This window comes from Glaciimonas sp. OK215, from assembly GCF_057787885.1.
This window is the reverse complement of record NZ_CM173544.1, coordinates 4,282,663-4,296,637: the sequence shown is the minus strand read 5'-3', so window position 1 is coordinate 4,296,637 and position 13,975 is coordinate 4,282,663. Positions and strand designations below refer to the sequence as shown.

At 59.1% G+C, this 13,975-nt stretch carries 14 protein-coding genes; 9 read left to right on the top strand and 5 right to left on the bottom strand.

The features are described 5' to 3' along the window. Positions 1–6: 6 nt before the first annotated feature. The 6 genes from AC3CHX_RS19820 to AC3CHX_RS19795 all read left to right on the top strand — a co-directional run bounded on the left by AC3CHX_RS19820 (position 7) and on the right by AC3CHX_RS19795 (position 4,976). Complete coding sequence (locus AC3CHX_RS19820; protein WP_488629729.1) at positions 7–1,776, top strand: integrase; 1,770 nt, start codon at positions 7–9, stop codon at positions 1,774–1,776. Positions 1,777–1,787: 11 nt separating this feature from the next. Next, positions 1,788–3,023, top strand: a complete 1,236-nt coding sequence (locus AC3CHX_RS19815) for an ExeA family protein (RefSeq protein ID WP_488629728.1) — start codon at positions 1,788–1,790, stop codon at positions 3,021–3,023. A 232-nt stretch (positions 3,024–3,255) separates the two neighbouring features. After that, positions 3,256–3,438, top strand: coding sequence for a hypothetical protein (locus tag AC3CHX_RS19810; protein WP_488629727.1), 183 nt, complete (start codon positions 3,256–3,258; stop codon positions 3,436–3,438). Then, positions 3,435–4,049: a DUF3164 family protein gene (locus AC3CHX_RS19805; RefSeq protein ID WP_488629726.1), complete on the top strand. Its 615-nt coding sequence runs from the start codon at positions 3,435–3,437 to the stop codon at positions 4,047–4,049. Before AC3CHX_RS19810 ends, AC3CHX_RS19805 begins: the two co-directional genes overlap by 4 nt. Before the next feature lie 16 nt (positions 4,050–4,065). Next, positions 4,066–4,626, top strand: a complete 561-nt coding sequence (locus tag AC3CHX_RS19800; protein WP_488629725.1) for a gp16 family protein — start codon at positions 4,066–4,068, stop codon at positions 4,624–4,626. Beyond that, the gene (locus AC3CHX_RS19795; protein ID WP_488629724.1) at positions 4,623–4,976 is read left to right on the top strand and encodes a Mor transcription activator family protein; all 354 of its coding nucleotides are present in this window, start codon (positions 4,623–4,625) and stop codon (positions 4,974–4,976) included. The genes AC3CHX_RS19800 and AC3CHX_RS19795 overlap by 4 nt, the downstream gene beginning before the upstream one ends. Before the next feature lie 267 nt (positions 4,977–5,243). On the opposite strand, the gene AC3CHX_RS19790 is transcribed toward AC3CHX_RS19795, so the two are convergent. Then, positions 5,244–5,429 carry a hypothetical protein gene (locus AC3CHX_RS19790; protein ID WP_488629723.1) on the bottom strand — a complete coding sequence of 62 codons (186 nt, stop codon included), beginning with the start codon at positions 5,427–5,429 and terminating at the stop codon, positions 5,244–5,246. Between the two features lie 219 nt (positions 5,430–5,648). Between AC3CHX_RS19790 and AC3CHX_RS19785 the strand changes: the two genes are divergently transcribed. The 3 genes from AC3CHX_RS19785 (at position 5,649) to AC3CHX_RS19775 (ending at position 7,142) form a co-directional block, all read left to right on the top strand. Further along, positions 5,649–5,867, top strand: coding sequence for a transposase (locus AC3CHX_RS19785; RefSeq protein ID WP_488629722.1), 219 nt, complete (start codon positions 5,649–5,651; stop codon positions 5,865–5,867). After that, the gene (locus AC3CHX_RS19780) at positions 5,864–6,838 is read left to right on the top strand and encodes a DUF5996 family protein (protein ID WP_488629721.1); all 975 of its coding nucleotides are present in this window, start codon (positions 5,864–5,866) and stop codon (positions 6,836–6,838) included. The genes AC3CHX_RS19785 and AC3CHX_RS19780 overlap by 4 nt, the downstream gene beginning before the upstream one ends. 157 nt (positions 6,839–6,995) lie before the next feature. Further along, positions 6,996–7,142 (top strand): lmo0937 family membrane protein, encoded by a 147-nt coding sequence (locus AC3CHX_RS19775; RefSeq protein ID WP_488644877.1) that lies wholly within the window; start codon positions 6,996–6,998, stop codon positions 7,140–7,142. A gap of 26 nt (positions 7,143–7,168) precedes the next feature. Here AC3CHX_RS19775 and AC3CHX_RS19770 read toward each other — a convergent pair whose 3' ends face one another. From AC3CHX_RS19770 to AC3CHX_RS19755, 4 genes are all read right to left on the bottom strand, one after another. Beyond that, positions 7,169–11,584: a DEAD/DEAH box helicase gene (locus AC3CHX_RS19770; protein ID WP_488629720.1), complete on the bottom strand. Its 4,416-nt coding sequence runs from the start codon at positions 11,582–11,584 to the stop codon at positions 7,169–7,171. Between the two features lie 88 nt (positions 11,585–11,672). Then, the gene (gene murQ, locus AC3CHX_RS19765; protein WP_488629719.1) at positions 11,673–12,581 is read right to left on the bottom strand and encodes an N-acetylmuramic acid 6-phosphate etherase; all 909 of its coding nucleotides are present in this window, start codon (positions 12,579–12,581) and stop codon (positions 11,673–11,675) included. Between the two features lie 177 nt (positions 12,582–12,758). Beyond that, positions 12,759–13,082, bottom strand: coding sequence for a hypothetical protein (locus tag AC3CHX_RS19760; RefSeq protein ID WP_488629718.1), 324 nt, complete (start codon positions 13,080–13,082; stop codon positions 12,759–12,761). A gap of 352 nt (positions 13,083–13,434) precedes the next feature. After that, positions 13,435–13,929, bottom strand: a complete 495-nt coding sequence (locus tag AC3CHX_RS19755; protein WP_488629717.1) for a GlcG/HbpS family heme-binding protein — start codon at positions 13,927–13,929, stop codon at positions 13,435–13,437. Positions 13,930–13,975 lie beyond the last annotated feature (46 nt).

The window sequence follows — 13,975 nt, the reverse complement described above, 5'->3', positions numbered from 1 at the left end:
GCGGCCATGACAGAACGCCTGGTAGAGATAGCGCAACGCGCACGCACGGCAGCGCAGGGTGCCAAGGGTGCGATCTATGTCGCCGCATGCGCCGAACTGCAGATCTCGATGGGAACGTTACACAGAAAAATCAAGGCGGTCGCCGTGACCGCACCGCGTAAACGCCGCAGTGATGCGGGTAAAACAGCACTGGCCCGCGATGAAGCCATGCTGATCTCGGCGGTATTGATCGAACACATGCGCAAGAATGGTAAGCGGCTGAAATCTGTCGAGGAGGCTATCGACATGCTGCGTGCGAACGATTTAATTACGGCGGCGCGCACCGATCCCGAAACCGGTGAAGTACGTATGTTGTCCACGTCCGCAGTGGCTGCGGCATTGCGTACCTACAACCTGCATCCGGATCAATTGTTGCAGCCGGAACCGGCCATTCGTCTGGCATCGAAGCATCCGAATCATGTCTGGCAGATAGATGCGTCGCGCTGTGTGTTGTATTACCTGAAAGTTGCGCCGGGCAGTAAAAATGCCGGTCTGCAAGTGATGGACCGGAAGGAGTATTACGACAACAAACCGGCCAATCTGAAACGTGCCCTGGATGATTCTTGCTGGCGCTACGTGATTACCGACCATACCAGCGGCACTATCTTTGTGATGTATGTCAGCGGCGGTGAAACGGGCGGCAATCTGGCCGATGTGCTGATCACGGCGATGGTGGCGCGGTGCGCCGATCCGTTCCACGGCGTGCCTTACATGGTGATGCTGGACCCGGGCTCTGCGAATACCGGCGCGGTGTTTAAAAACCTGTGCCATGCGCTCCAGGTGCGGGTACAGATCAATAAGCCGCACGCTCCGCGCGCCAAGGGGCAAGTCGAAAAAGCGCAGGACATGGTCGAGCGGTCGTTTGAATCCGGCCTGAAATTATTGGCGGTCGACTCTTATGCGCAGTTGAATGCGCTGGCCTGGCAATGGCTGCGTCACTTTAACGCGACGGCGATCCATTCGCGGACTGGCAAGAGCCGCTATGCAGCGTGGATGCAAATCACGCCGGAGCAACTGCGCATTGCACCACCGACTGATGTATTGCGTGAACTGGCGATATCGGCACCGGTGTCACGTGTCGTATCGGATTACCTGACGGTGCAATACGACGGTGCCGATTGGGACGTGTCGGCGGTGCCGGACGTGATGGTGCGTCAAAAGCTGTTGATCTGCCGCAATCCGTGGCGTGAGAACAGCGCCCAGGCGATTGGCATTGGTGAGGATGGGCACGCATTGTATTACGTGCTGGATCGCATCGAGAAGAACGAACACGGCTTCGCGATCAATGCGGCCATGATTGGTGAAGAGTATAAGCGCCATGCGGATACACCGGCACAAACCGCCCGTAAAGAACTGGAAATGCTGGCCACCGGCACGACCACGCTGACCGAGGCACAGGCGGCGCGTAAAGCGAAAAGGCTGGCGTTCGGTGGCTGCATCAATCCGTTCAAGCGCATCGAAGACACCCCATTGCCAGCCTATATGCCGCGCAAAGGTGAGCAGCTGGAGGTCGCCAATCCGACACACGTTGACGTACCAATGTTGACGGCTTCAGCAGCGATGCTGCGGATTGTTAAAGGGATTGGCCGCTATCTGAGCGATGACGAAAACGCTTTCTTCCACGCTCGTTTTACAGGTGGTGTACGAGAAGATCAGATCGCTGCCTTGATTGATCAATTCAACAATGCTGCCCAGGATGTGCCGAGAGTTGCTGTCGGTGGCTTACGGGCTGTTTAAGAGGGATAAATATGGCACTCAAATTGAAACGCGTATTGGTCGAGTTGCGGCTGCCGCAATCGGCACTGGCCGCCAAGGTGTTGTTATCAAACGGGCGGCCTATGAGTCAGGCGACGCTGGCCCAGATCGTCAATCACGACGAATGGCCTAAGACAACGGATCGCGGTGTGATTGCGTCACAGATTAAATCGTTTTTGTTTTCTCACGGTGGCCACAACGATCATATCCGCCACCTGTTTAAAGAAGAATCCGGCGTAGCGCAATCCGCCAAGACAAACGCTACGCAGGAAGACCACCCATCCCTCAATGACAAGGAGTCTGCCGAGATGCTACTACGAAAACATACCCTTAGCGCCGATGCAAGGCGTAAGTTCAAGATTGCGCGTGATCCGTTCACGGATGAAATGACCAGCGATGCCGACGTATTCCTGTCGGACGATATCCGCTATGTGCGCGCCACGATCCGGCAGACTGCCAAGCACGGCGGCATGCTGGCGGTGATCGGCGAGTCTGGTGCCGGTAAGTCCACCTTGCGCCACGATCTGATTGAGTGGATCAACGTTAACAATGAGCCGATTACGGTGATCGAGCCGTATGTGCTTGGCCTGGAGGATAACGATGCCAAGGGCAAGATGATCAAGTCGATTGATATTGCGGCTGCCATCATTACCACTATTGATCCTAACGCCAAGCCACGCCGTGGCGGCGAGGCCCGCGCCAAACAAATGCATGACCTGCTGCGCGCATCGGCGCAAACCGGCCGCCAGCATGTGCTGGTGATTGAAGAGGCGCATGGCTTGCCGATTCCGACGCTCAAGCACTTGAAGCGTTTTTTTGAATTGCAGGAAGGTTTCAAGAAATTGCTGTCGATTGTGTTGATCGGCCAGACCGAGCTGGAGTGGAAGCTGTCCGAACGCAATCCAGAGGTGCGCGAGGTGGTGCAACGGTGCGAGACGGTTAAATTGCCGCCGCTCGACAACCACATCGAGGCCTATCTGCGGCATAAGTTTGCACGGGTTGAGGTGAATTTCGATGCGCTGTTCGATATCAGCGCCGTCGACGAAATACGTAACCGCCTGCGCCGCTCGGAACCCGATGGCGGACGTGGTAGCCGTTCGGTGCAGACCAAATCGCTGTGCTATCCGCTGGCCGTCAACAACCTGGTTGCCGGTGCCATGAACGAGGCGGTCAAGATTGGCGCGCCACGTATCACCGGCGAGCTGATCGCCGCAGCGGTGAGGGCTTGATCATGCCTATATCCAAACTGTACCCATCTGTACACACGGCATTCCGGCGCCTAATGTTGATCTGGCAGCTGCAGCAACTTGATCGGCACGACGCGCAAATACATGCCTCTGTCCATCATGAGCGCATGTACCTGAAAACAATGGAAGACGGCGCCAGGGAGATGTTCATGGCGAACAACCGGCGCCGGTACAGCTTGCAACGCCGACTGTTGGACTTGGATATGGGGGTGTTATGAGCATCAGACAATTTGCGCGCACCCGCGCGGGGGCGATGTTGATTGTGGCGGCGGTGTTCCTGGCTGGATACGGGGCAGCTCAGGTTGTTGGTTCAGGCGCTGTTGCCAGAGAGCCGATCAAGCCATCGCCAGAAGGTAGTAGTCAGACATCAACCAAGAATGGAAAGGAAAGCGCATGAATACCACAATTCTGGATGGCTATAAGCGAGACGCGAGGGGGCACTTGATTCCCTTGTCGATGATTAAACCCATTGACGCCACGCGGGACAAACTTGTCCTGGAACTGGTGGAAAAGGCCAAGGCGTTACACAAGGCCATCGCAGGCTTCAAAGCGACCGTATTCGGCGACGTAGCGGCCTTCGTGCAACTTTCCGGCGAAGAGTACGGAGTAAAACTTGGCGGCAAGAAGGGCAATGTCACCTTATTCACGTTCGATGGCGCATTCAAGATACTGGTGGCGACCGCTGACAAAATTATGTTCGACGAACGCCTGCAGGCGGCGAAAGCGCTAGTTGATGAATGCATTGCGGACTGGAGCAAGGGCAGCAGCCCCGAAATCAAGGTGTTGGTGCAAGAAGCCTTTCAGGCCGACAAGGAAGGCAATCTGAATACCGGCCGCATTCTTGGCCTGCGTCGGCTGGAGATCACCGACGAGCGCTGGCTGCGTGCCATGAAAGCCATTGCGGAGTCGGTCCAGGTGGTCGGCAGCAAGCAATACATCCGGTTTTATGAACGGGTCGGCGACACCGATCAGTATGTGCCGATCAGTTTGGACATTGCCGCCGCCTGAATAAATAAAGACGCAAATGAAAAACCGCCAGCAATTTATACAACTTATCCACATAGCCAAATCGCAACTCGGCCTGGATGATGCGACCTATCGCGCCATGCTGGCAGGTTTGGAATTGCCGGACTCGACTACCAGGATGGGCATTCCACAACTGGCCAAGGTGTTGGAGCACCTCAAGAGCAAAGGCTTCAAGGTGCGTTCCAAATCGACAGATCGCGCCCAGGCCGACGATGCACAGTCAAGAATGATCCGTGGATTGTGGCTAGAACTGCATGCGTTTGGCTACGTCAACGATCCGAGCGAGGCGGCTTTGGCCGCATGGATCAAGCGCGAAACCGACGTTGACGCCTTGCAGTGGCTCACCGGCGCACAAGCGCAGACCTCGATTGAAAAGCTGAAGCAATGGCGCTGGCGCGATGAACGCAGGTTGCAGAAGCTGGCTGCTGTGCTGTTTGCGCAAGGCCGCGTGCCATCGTCGATCCTCTCGAATTTGGCGCATTTATGGTTTGGCACGAAGAGCATCACCAAGACAGTTGCGCAGCAGCTGCTTGACCGCTTACAGCAGGAGGCTACATGAGAGGTGAATTTCGCAGCAAAGGCCCAGAGTTATTAGTTGACCTCGCTCAGCACGTCGCCGTTATCTTGACCGAGAATGGCAAAATCGAACAAGACAAGGCGGAACAGCTTGGCCGCGAGATCGTCGATCGCATGGCCAGCCACTGGGGTGGTCAAAACATCTATTTCCCGATGGGTCTGTCCTATAAGCTGTCCCAAAGGGATCACGTGATCTACGCCGAATTCAACGGCACCAACCACAGCGAACTAGCCCGCAAATTCGGCGTGTCGCTCCAGTGGATATACAAAATCGTCAAAGCCATCCGACTAGAAGAGTTGGCACGTCGGCAAGACGATCTGTTTCCAGAATAACAAACGGGCCTTTCGACGGCCCGTTTCGCATTGCTCAATTCTGTAACTCTTTTTTATTTCGGCTATCCCAACTTCTCCCATATCATCCCAGTTGTTCCCATTTATCTCGGCTATCCCCGTACCTTTATCTCATTCCCCCTCATCAGTACGACATTAACAAACAATGGGGTGTTCGCGGTGAATGGGAACGCTCCAAGGTGAGTTGGTTCAACAACGGCAAGCCAGATGTAGATCTGGTCAGCCTCAACACCATATTCAAATTCTAAATTATCGCGCTTCTGTTATGCCGACTAGCGATGCTGTCGGCATGATGCCAATGCCGATCGCGATCACGACTCCGATCACTGTCCACGTTGTGCCGATGCTGGCCAGAATACCCAATTTCCAGAGCGCTGCCAGAAGACCGCCAATCAGGACAATAAAACCAACGAGATACATACCTGCCCATTTCATAACAACCCTCCTGAAGGGATCAAATCCTTAAAACTGCAATGGATGTATTAGAACGTCAATTTTCAAACTTGGGCTCCTCCGCTGGAGGCGGTTCGCAATTGCTGCCATTACTTAATATCAGTCTGGGCAAAATACATGCCAAAGCGAGTACTGTGTGTGCGCTGGCGCACGAATATGTAAGGGCTATCCATTTGGCGCCACATTTACGATAATGGGTACATGAGCGAAATCAACCTCGTCGCTGGTCGTGACCACCAGAAGAATCGGGTTGAGTTCGAAGACTGGTTTTCCGGTGACGAAGCGTGCTCGGCGTACCTGGAAAAGCCGAGATGGCCAAGCGGATTTTTCTGCCCTGCATGCGCAGTGATAGATACACTGGGGCGGGTCAGAAGAGGCCGGTTGATATGCCGGGCCTGTTGTGAGGAGGAGCACCGATGACTGTTCTTACCGGGCCGGATCTGGAAGCATGGCCAAGCCTGCCCTTCGAGGCTTGGAGCGAGACTTATGCGACATTGCACAGGTGGACCCAGATCGTCGGCAAAGTCCGGCTAGCCCAAAGTCCCTGGGTCAATCATAGCTGGCATGTCACGCTGTATGTCACGGCCACAGGGCTCACGACGTCGACCATCCAGTATGGCAATCGAACGTTCCAGATCGATTTTGACTTCGTGAAGCATTGGCTTGCGGTCAACTCGAGCGACGGCGGTAGCGGTGGTTTTGCGCTCGAACCACAGTCGGTGGCGACTTTCTACACGCGACTGATGCAAGAGTTGGCGAAGCTCGAGTTGCAGGTAAAGATTTACCCGAAACCCAACGAAGTTGCTGACGCTGTCCGTTTCGACCAAGACGAAATTCGCTGCGCATATGATGGTGAGTATGCCAATCGGTTTTGGCGCATTCTTGTACAAGCTGACCGGGTTTTCACAGAGTTTCGCGCTCGCTTCATCGGCAAATGCAGCCCTGTGCACTTTTTCTGGGGCGCCCCCGACCTCGCCGTCACCCGTTTTTCCGGGCGAAGAGCGCCGGAACATCCCGGCGGCATTCCGAACCTGCCGGACAGAGTGACGCGAGAGGCCTACTCGCACGAGGTAAGCAGCTGCGGGTTTTGGCCTGGTGGAGGGATGATTCCCTACGCCGCCTTTTATTCGTATGCATACCCGGAGCCAGCCGGCTTCCCGGTGGCGCCGGTCAAGCCTGGCGCCGCGTTCTACAGTCCCGATTTTCGGGAGTTCATTCTGCCGTACGATGTGGTCCGGCAATCGAATTCCCCGGATTCCACGCTTCTCGACTTTTTGCAGACGACCTACGAAGCCGCCGCCAACTTGGCGAAGTGGGATCGGACCTCGCTGGAACTTGGTCGTGATCCCAAAAGCGCGGTAATTGCACGCGGAGTCGGCAAGGCAACGTAATACTATGTCGGCGTTCCTCGCTGGCGCCATGATGGCGACGACGAAGATGCGCGTGATGTCCTACGCGAGAATCACACATTGTCCTATACCGCGCGAAAACGCGCGCGCCTACGCTAATACGGCATTGCATAACGTTACTTATAGGAGGAAAAAAATCATGTTATATACAATTGCCGTCGTTTTGCTCATCTTGTGGTTGCTTGGCCTAGTCACGTCCTACACCCTCGGTGGCTTCATTCATATTTTATTGGTGGTCGCCGTGGTCATGGTATTGCTGCGTCTGATTACTGGTCGAGGTGTCTAGCTAGGTTTGCTGACCGCAACCGACATTCAGTGGCGCCCGACCAGCGCGGCGCGCACCTGTTCCCTGTCGGGCGGCTCCAACTCGACCATATACTGTGTCTTCCCCGCGATCATCGTCGCAACCGGCAGGCCGTCGCGGAACAGCACGCGGTTGCCGGTCAGTGCCGGGATTTTTTCTCCAGGCAGCAGGGTCCCGCACAGGTTGAGCGGATCGACTCCCGAGATACAGACCAGGCTGCCGTCGGCAGGCCGCCTGCGGACTTCGCGCAGCAGCGGGATCGCTTCCGGCAATGCAAATTGCTCACCGGCCAGGCCGCCGACGAAACGCCCGCCGCGGATGTCTCCGCGGGCTTCGAGACGATGCAAGACCGGCAGCAGTTCGCGCCATGCCGGCAGCCATCCGGCTTCCCGTTCCAGCAGGCGCCAGAACACGACGCCGTAGCGCCGCAGCAACACCAGCGCGATGTGTTCGAGCGCGCGCGGATCCGTTCGCGGCTTCCTGCCGGGGACGGCCACCGGGCTGACGCCGACGCTGGGGGCAGCGCGGCGCACCGGTGCCCAGCGGCCAGCCTCGTCCATGCCGGGCATGGCCCCGCCACGATGCCGGCGCGTGGCATGCCTTGCACGTTTTGCGGCCGGTAACAGCAACGCGCGCAGCCCCGCAAAGCTATCGGCGTTGACGAGGCCGGTCGAGACCAGCTCGCCCAAGGCATTTTCCAGTTCAGTCGGCAGTAAACGCGTATCGGTGAGTAGTTCATCGAAGAACATCGCACCGTCGCGCAGCAGTGCGGCATGAACGCGCTGGGCCCGCGCCGATATCTCGGGCTGCCCATCCAGGTTTGGCAGGGCATTCCAGATGCCCAGATGGCGCCGCGGCAGCAGAACGATCGGCGTGCTGCGCAGCGGGCCGCCGGCTGCGTGCAGCGGCCCCGCGATCCGGGTCCAGACCACCTTCCCGGCGCGGCACAGGTCGTCCAGCCATGACGTTGAATAGTCGCCTAGTCTGGCGGGAAGCATGTCGCTTTCCCAGGCGCCGGCTGCGGCTTCAAATCCTTCCAATTGGGCGATGATCTGCGGCAGCGCGTCACGTCCTTGCCGCCGACCATCCGGAGCCAGGTGTTGCCAGTCGAACAGGAAACGCATGAAATCCTGCCGTTCGACCGGTTCGATTTCGCGGCGCAGGCGCTTGATAGTGTAGCGATGGATGCGCGCCAGCAGGTGCCGCTCGCACCACTCCTCGGACGCAGCACTTGGTGTGAAGCGGCCACGCAGGATATAGCCTTCGGTTTCCAGGCGCGCCAGCGCGGCGGCCACGGTGGCCGCTTGCAGTCCGAGCGCCTGCGCGATCTCGGACAGGGGCTGGGGTCCGAATCCGGTCAGCCTGGCGCGCACAATGTCGATGATCGCGTCGTCCCGGTCCCAGGCGCTGCGGCAGCTTTCCGGGACCTTTAGCGCCGGGGCGAAGTCTGCCTGCGGGTAGGCTGCCCGCAGGCAGTCCACGCGCTCCACCGGCACCCACAAGATAGCGCCGCCACCGATCTGCATCTGTGTCGCCCGGCCGCCGCGCGCCAGCGTGTCCAGCCAGTCGGGCCAACCGTTTTGCTGGCTTGCCTCGGCTTGCGTCACACAGGCCAGGCTCATCAGCGCTTCGTGCATCTCGTCGGCATCGCGCACGCGCGGCCACGCTTCCTCACGCACGCTGGCGATCGCGTCCGCATCCAGCGCGCTCAGATCGTCGGCCGCAGCGGGATCGGTCCATCGACGGCTAAGCACGGCCTGGGTGCGGCGTTCTTCCAGCGGCGCGTCGTCGAGGAAAGCATACGGACGCGCGTTGAGTATTTCCATGGCCAGCGGCGACGGCGCCGGCAGGTCGCGCGCGATAAGCTTCAGCTGTCCTTGTTCGATGCGCCTGAGCAGCGCCAGCCAGCCGTCGCTGTCCATCGCTTCGTGCAGGCAGTCTTCAATGGTTTGATCGACCAGCGGGTGACTGGGTAGTTCGCGTTCGCCGACCACGTTCTCGAGGCAGGCCGCTTGATCCGGAAATACCGCCGCCAGCAGATCGTCGCTTTTCATCCGCTGCAATTGCGGCGCGACCTTGCGTCCGCCGACGTAGCGCGGCAGGGCCAATGCGGTCGTCGCGTTCCAACGCCAGCGCACGTTGAACAGCGGTGCGTCGAGCACTGCCTGGATCAGCAGATGCTCGGCATTGCCGGAGCGCAGGTAGCGCCATACTTCGTCCAACGCGAAACTGTGGCTGGTCGATAGCGACAGGACGATTGCGTCTTCGGTGGCGGCGGCCTGCAGTTCGAAATTGAAGGTACGGCAAAACCGCTTGCGAAGCGCCAGCCCCCAAGCGCGATTGATGCGGCTGCCGAATGGCGAATGCAGCACCAATTGCATGCCGCCCGATTCGTCGAAGAAGCGCTCCATCGCCAGGGTGTCTTGCGTCGGCAGCGCGCCCAGCGCGGCGCGGGCGCGTGCCAGATATTCGACGATCTGGCGTGCTGCGCCAGCGTCGATGCCGACGCGCTCTACCAGCCAGTCGATGGCAGCGTTCAACGTGGTTGCGTCCCCGCTCGCGGGTGAGTCGGAGCTATTCGCCGCCGCGCCGGTATCCCGCGCGGCCAAGGCGCCGGCCTTGCCTGAGAGCAACCGGTCGATCTCTGCGCGCAGTCGCGCGACGCCGGCCGACAGTTCGTCGCTGCGGCCGGGCGCCTCGCCCAGCCAGAACGGGATGTTGGGCGCAGCGCCGTGCGCGTCCTCGACACGCACTCGCCCGGCCTCCACTCGCAGGATGCGGTAAGAGGTATTGCCCAGCTGAAAAACGTCGCCGGCCAGACTTTCTACGGCGAAGTCTTCATTGACCGTGCCGATGGCGTGCCCCTGTGGCTCCAGCCACACCGTGTAGTCGGCGTTGTCTGGAATCGTGCCGCCGGACGTCACTGCGGTCAGCTTGCTGCCGCGCCGGCCGCGCAGCGTGCCGGCGACCGTGTCGCGGTGCAGATAGGATCCGCGCACGCCATGGCGGCCGGTATAGCCTTCGGCCAGCATCCGCAGGATCGCGTCGTAGCGCGCACGCTCCAGTTCTGCGTAGGGTTCGGCGCAGCGGACCAGGGAGAACAGCGCATCTTCGTTCCATTCCTGGCAGGCGACCTCGGCGACGATCTGCTGCGCCAGGACATCCAGCGGCGCGCACGGGATGCGCAGCGCATCAAGTTCGTCGCGTCTGACGCAATCGAGCAGCGCCGCGCACTCGATCAGGTCATCGCGTGACGTGGGGAACAGCCGGCCTTTGGGCATGCCGCCCACGTGGTGCCCGGAGCGGCCCACGCGCTGCAGCAAGGCTGCAATGCTGCGTGGCGAGCCGACCTGGCAGACCAGATCGACGTCGCCGATATCGATACCGAGCTCCAGCGAGGCGGTGGCGATCAATACCCGCAGTTCGCCGCGCTTAAGCCGCTGTTCGGCATCCAGCCGGTGTTCTTTGGCGAGGCTGCCATGATGAGCGGCGACCGCCACGGATCCGAGGCGATCGGCCAGATGACGCGCGGCGCGCTCGGCCATGCGCCGCGTGTTGACAAACACCAGTGTTGTGCGATGCAGCGCCGCCAGTTCCGCCATCCGGTCATAGACCCGCTCCCAGACGTCGTTGGCCATGACCGCTTCGAGCGGTACCGGGGGCAGCTCGAGCGCCAGATCGCGCCGGCGGATGTGGCCGACGTCGACGATGGCGCAGTCGCCGCAGTCACCATCCCTGGAGCGTCCGACCAGAAAGCGCGCGACCGCGTCCAGCGGCTTCTGAGTCGCCGACAGGCCAATCCGGGTAGGGCGTCGGGAACACAGCGCGTCCAGGCGCGCCAGGCTGAGCGCGAGATGGCTGCCGCGCTTGCTGCCGGCCACGGCATGGATTTCGTCGATGATGACGGTGCGCGTGCTGGCCAGCATGGCGCGACCGCTATCGGAGCAGAGCAGCACATACAGGGATTCGGGGGTGGTCACCAGGATGTGCGGCGCGCGCTTGCGCATCGCCTGGCGTTCGTGCGCAGTGGTGTCGCCCGTGCGCACCGCCGTGCGGATGCCGGGATCGGGCAGGCCCATGCGGGCCAGTTCGCGGGTGATGCCCTCTAGCGGCGCCTGAAGATTGACGCGGATATCGTTAGACAGCGCTTTCAGCGGCGAAACATAGACCACGGTAGTTGCGTCCGGTAGTACGCCTCCGTGCGCAATGCCTTCGCAAACCAGCGCATCGATGGCCGCCAAAAAAGCGGTCAGGGTCTTGCCTGATCCGGTTGGCGCCGCGACCAGGGTCGGGCGCCCGCTGCGGATCAGCGGCCAGGCGCGTTGTTGCGCCTCCGTCGCGCTGGTGAAGGTGCCGCGGAACCAGGCAGCGACAGCGGGATGGAAGTCCTCCCAGGTGTCGGCGGCGGGACATGGGGTAGTCATGAAATATTATATGGGGGTGTCTGGGCGCACACGTAACTTCCTGAGCGATCTGGGCAGACGACCGTCTGACAGGCTCCCGGTTCAGTGTTTATCGATTGCGGCTGACACGCTCCAGGGCGAGTCTGACATTTCCTCCCACTGCCTCTAACCGGGTTCTTGCATCGTGCTGGGATAATCCACTCATCAGCGTAAAAAGCGCTAGTTTTACATTCCCGTTACACGCGAGAAGCGTGGTGCGTGCGGCCTCTTCAGTGACTCCGGTCAGCCGTGTAATGATATTTTTGCTACGCTCGATCAATTTATGGTTGGTAGCGAGCATGTCCACCATCCAGTGCCCGTAGACCTTTCCCAGTTGTGCCATGGCGCACGTCGAAAACATATTGAGCACCATTTTTTGGGCGCTTCCAGCTTTCATGCGCGTCGATCCGGTGAGCACTTCGGGACCGACCACCGGCGTAACGCTGATGTCAGCCTCTTGTTTGAACTTGGATGCGGATGTGCACGAGACGCCAATCGTCGCCGCGCCGATCTGGCGTGCGTAGCGCAGGGCAGCAAGCACATACGGCGTTCTGCCGCTTGCAGCCAGGCCAACCAGAACGTCTGTGCTGTTAAGATGAATTGCCTTCAGGTCCGCGATTCCCGCCGCCTCGTTGTCTTCCGCTGCTTCAACCGCGTGTCTGAGCGCATCATCGCCACCGGCAATAATCCCTGTTACAAGGTCGTTCCTTAAACCAAACGTCGGCGCGCATTCCGACGCATCAAGGACGCCGATCCTGCCGCTCGTACCGGCCCCAATGTAGACAAGACGACCACCAAGACGCATTTTCGAAACGATTAAATCTATCGCGAGCGAGATATGCTCAGCTTCGAGGGCGATTGCATCGATCACAGCCTGATCTTCCTGGTTGATGAGATGCACCATCTCCAGGCTGCTTAGCCGGTCGAAATTGCGGCTGCGAGGGTTTGGCTGTTCTGTATTTAGCGTGCTGATAGGCATAGCTGTACTCCTGCCAACAGTGTAAGCCTTAAAACGGCGTAGCGCTGCCGGCAGGTCTATTGCGGCTTAAATGGTCAGGGCAGGAGACGGCACCTGGCGAGATGCGCCGATATCACTCTCGGCAGGAAGAACGGCTATCTACGCCTGTGGGATAAGGCAGCAGATGAAAACGCCGGGCTAAAGCGGGCCTGACCATGATTTAAAACCAAGTATCAGCGCCCCGATAACTGTATTAATGGATACGCTGACGGCCATTGGAACAAAAAAGAATGCAGACAACATTTGCGCATGCAGAAGTGTCTCGCAGACAGCGCCAAGTCCATACATCATGACGCCCACGAAAAGCCATCGCCTCAGGTACGTAGTCAGCCATCTGGCCTGCACCTGATTGTGCCGCCACGCCGCGGACCGCTCGTACAAATTGCCCTTGCTGGCGTCCAGGAACAGCCAGCCAAAGAAAAAGTATCGATATAGCAAGATTTTGAAGGGCAAATCATCCATGGCGTATTGCGTGCAAATAAATGACGAGTAGCAGCGTAAAGAAATAAGAGGCAGCTTTAACGGGCATTGCGATGGCGGCTTGACCTCGTCTTTAACGTGGCCTGCCGAACTGACTCGTACCCCGGATTGCAGTGGTCAGGTGATTTACCGGCACCTGCCACCTTCTGTTTTTGAGTTTAACTCGAACGGAGGTGAGATGGAACTGAGGTTCCCGTGAAATTTCGTCTTCCACAGCTGACGCAAAATTGACGTTAATTGTGACGCGGCAACACGATTTCGATCAACGCTGTTGAACCCAAAAGTGCAAGCGCCCCGAATGCCGGGGTCACAGTATCAATCAGGCCGGGTTCCTTCACTTCAGTTGATCGGCTACCTTGGCGATGCCGGCATTGGCACAGACTTCGTCCTTCTCGCCGCCGGGGGCGCCGGAGACGCCAACCGCGCCGATCGTGACGTTGCCGATCTTGATCGGGACACCGCCGCCGATGGTGACGACATCGGGAATCTGACGCAAGTTTGCGCTGGCAGGATCGTCGGTCAGCTTCATAAATTCGAGCGAGGTTTGGCCCCGCACACGGGCCGTGTAAGCTTTCTTGCGCGCGAATTCCATGGTATGCGGACTGGTGCCGTCTCCGCGCAGCGACGCGCGCACCAATCCGGCATTGTCCACGATCACCACGGAAACCTTGTAGCCGTCCTTCGCGCATTGCGCGAGCGTACCTTCTATAATGGCCAGCGCCATTTTCATCGATACATTCTTCTCGATGAGCGGAGCCTGCGCGCTGGCCGATCCTATGGACGCGACCGTAAGTGCCACGGCCGCAAGAACTTGTCGTTTGAACGTCATGAATTCCTCCTGGTTTGGCCGGTCCGCGAGCGGAACCCATAGTTAG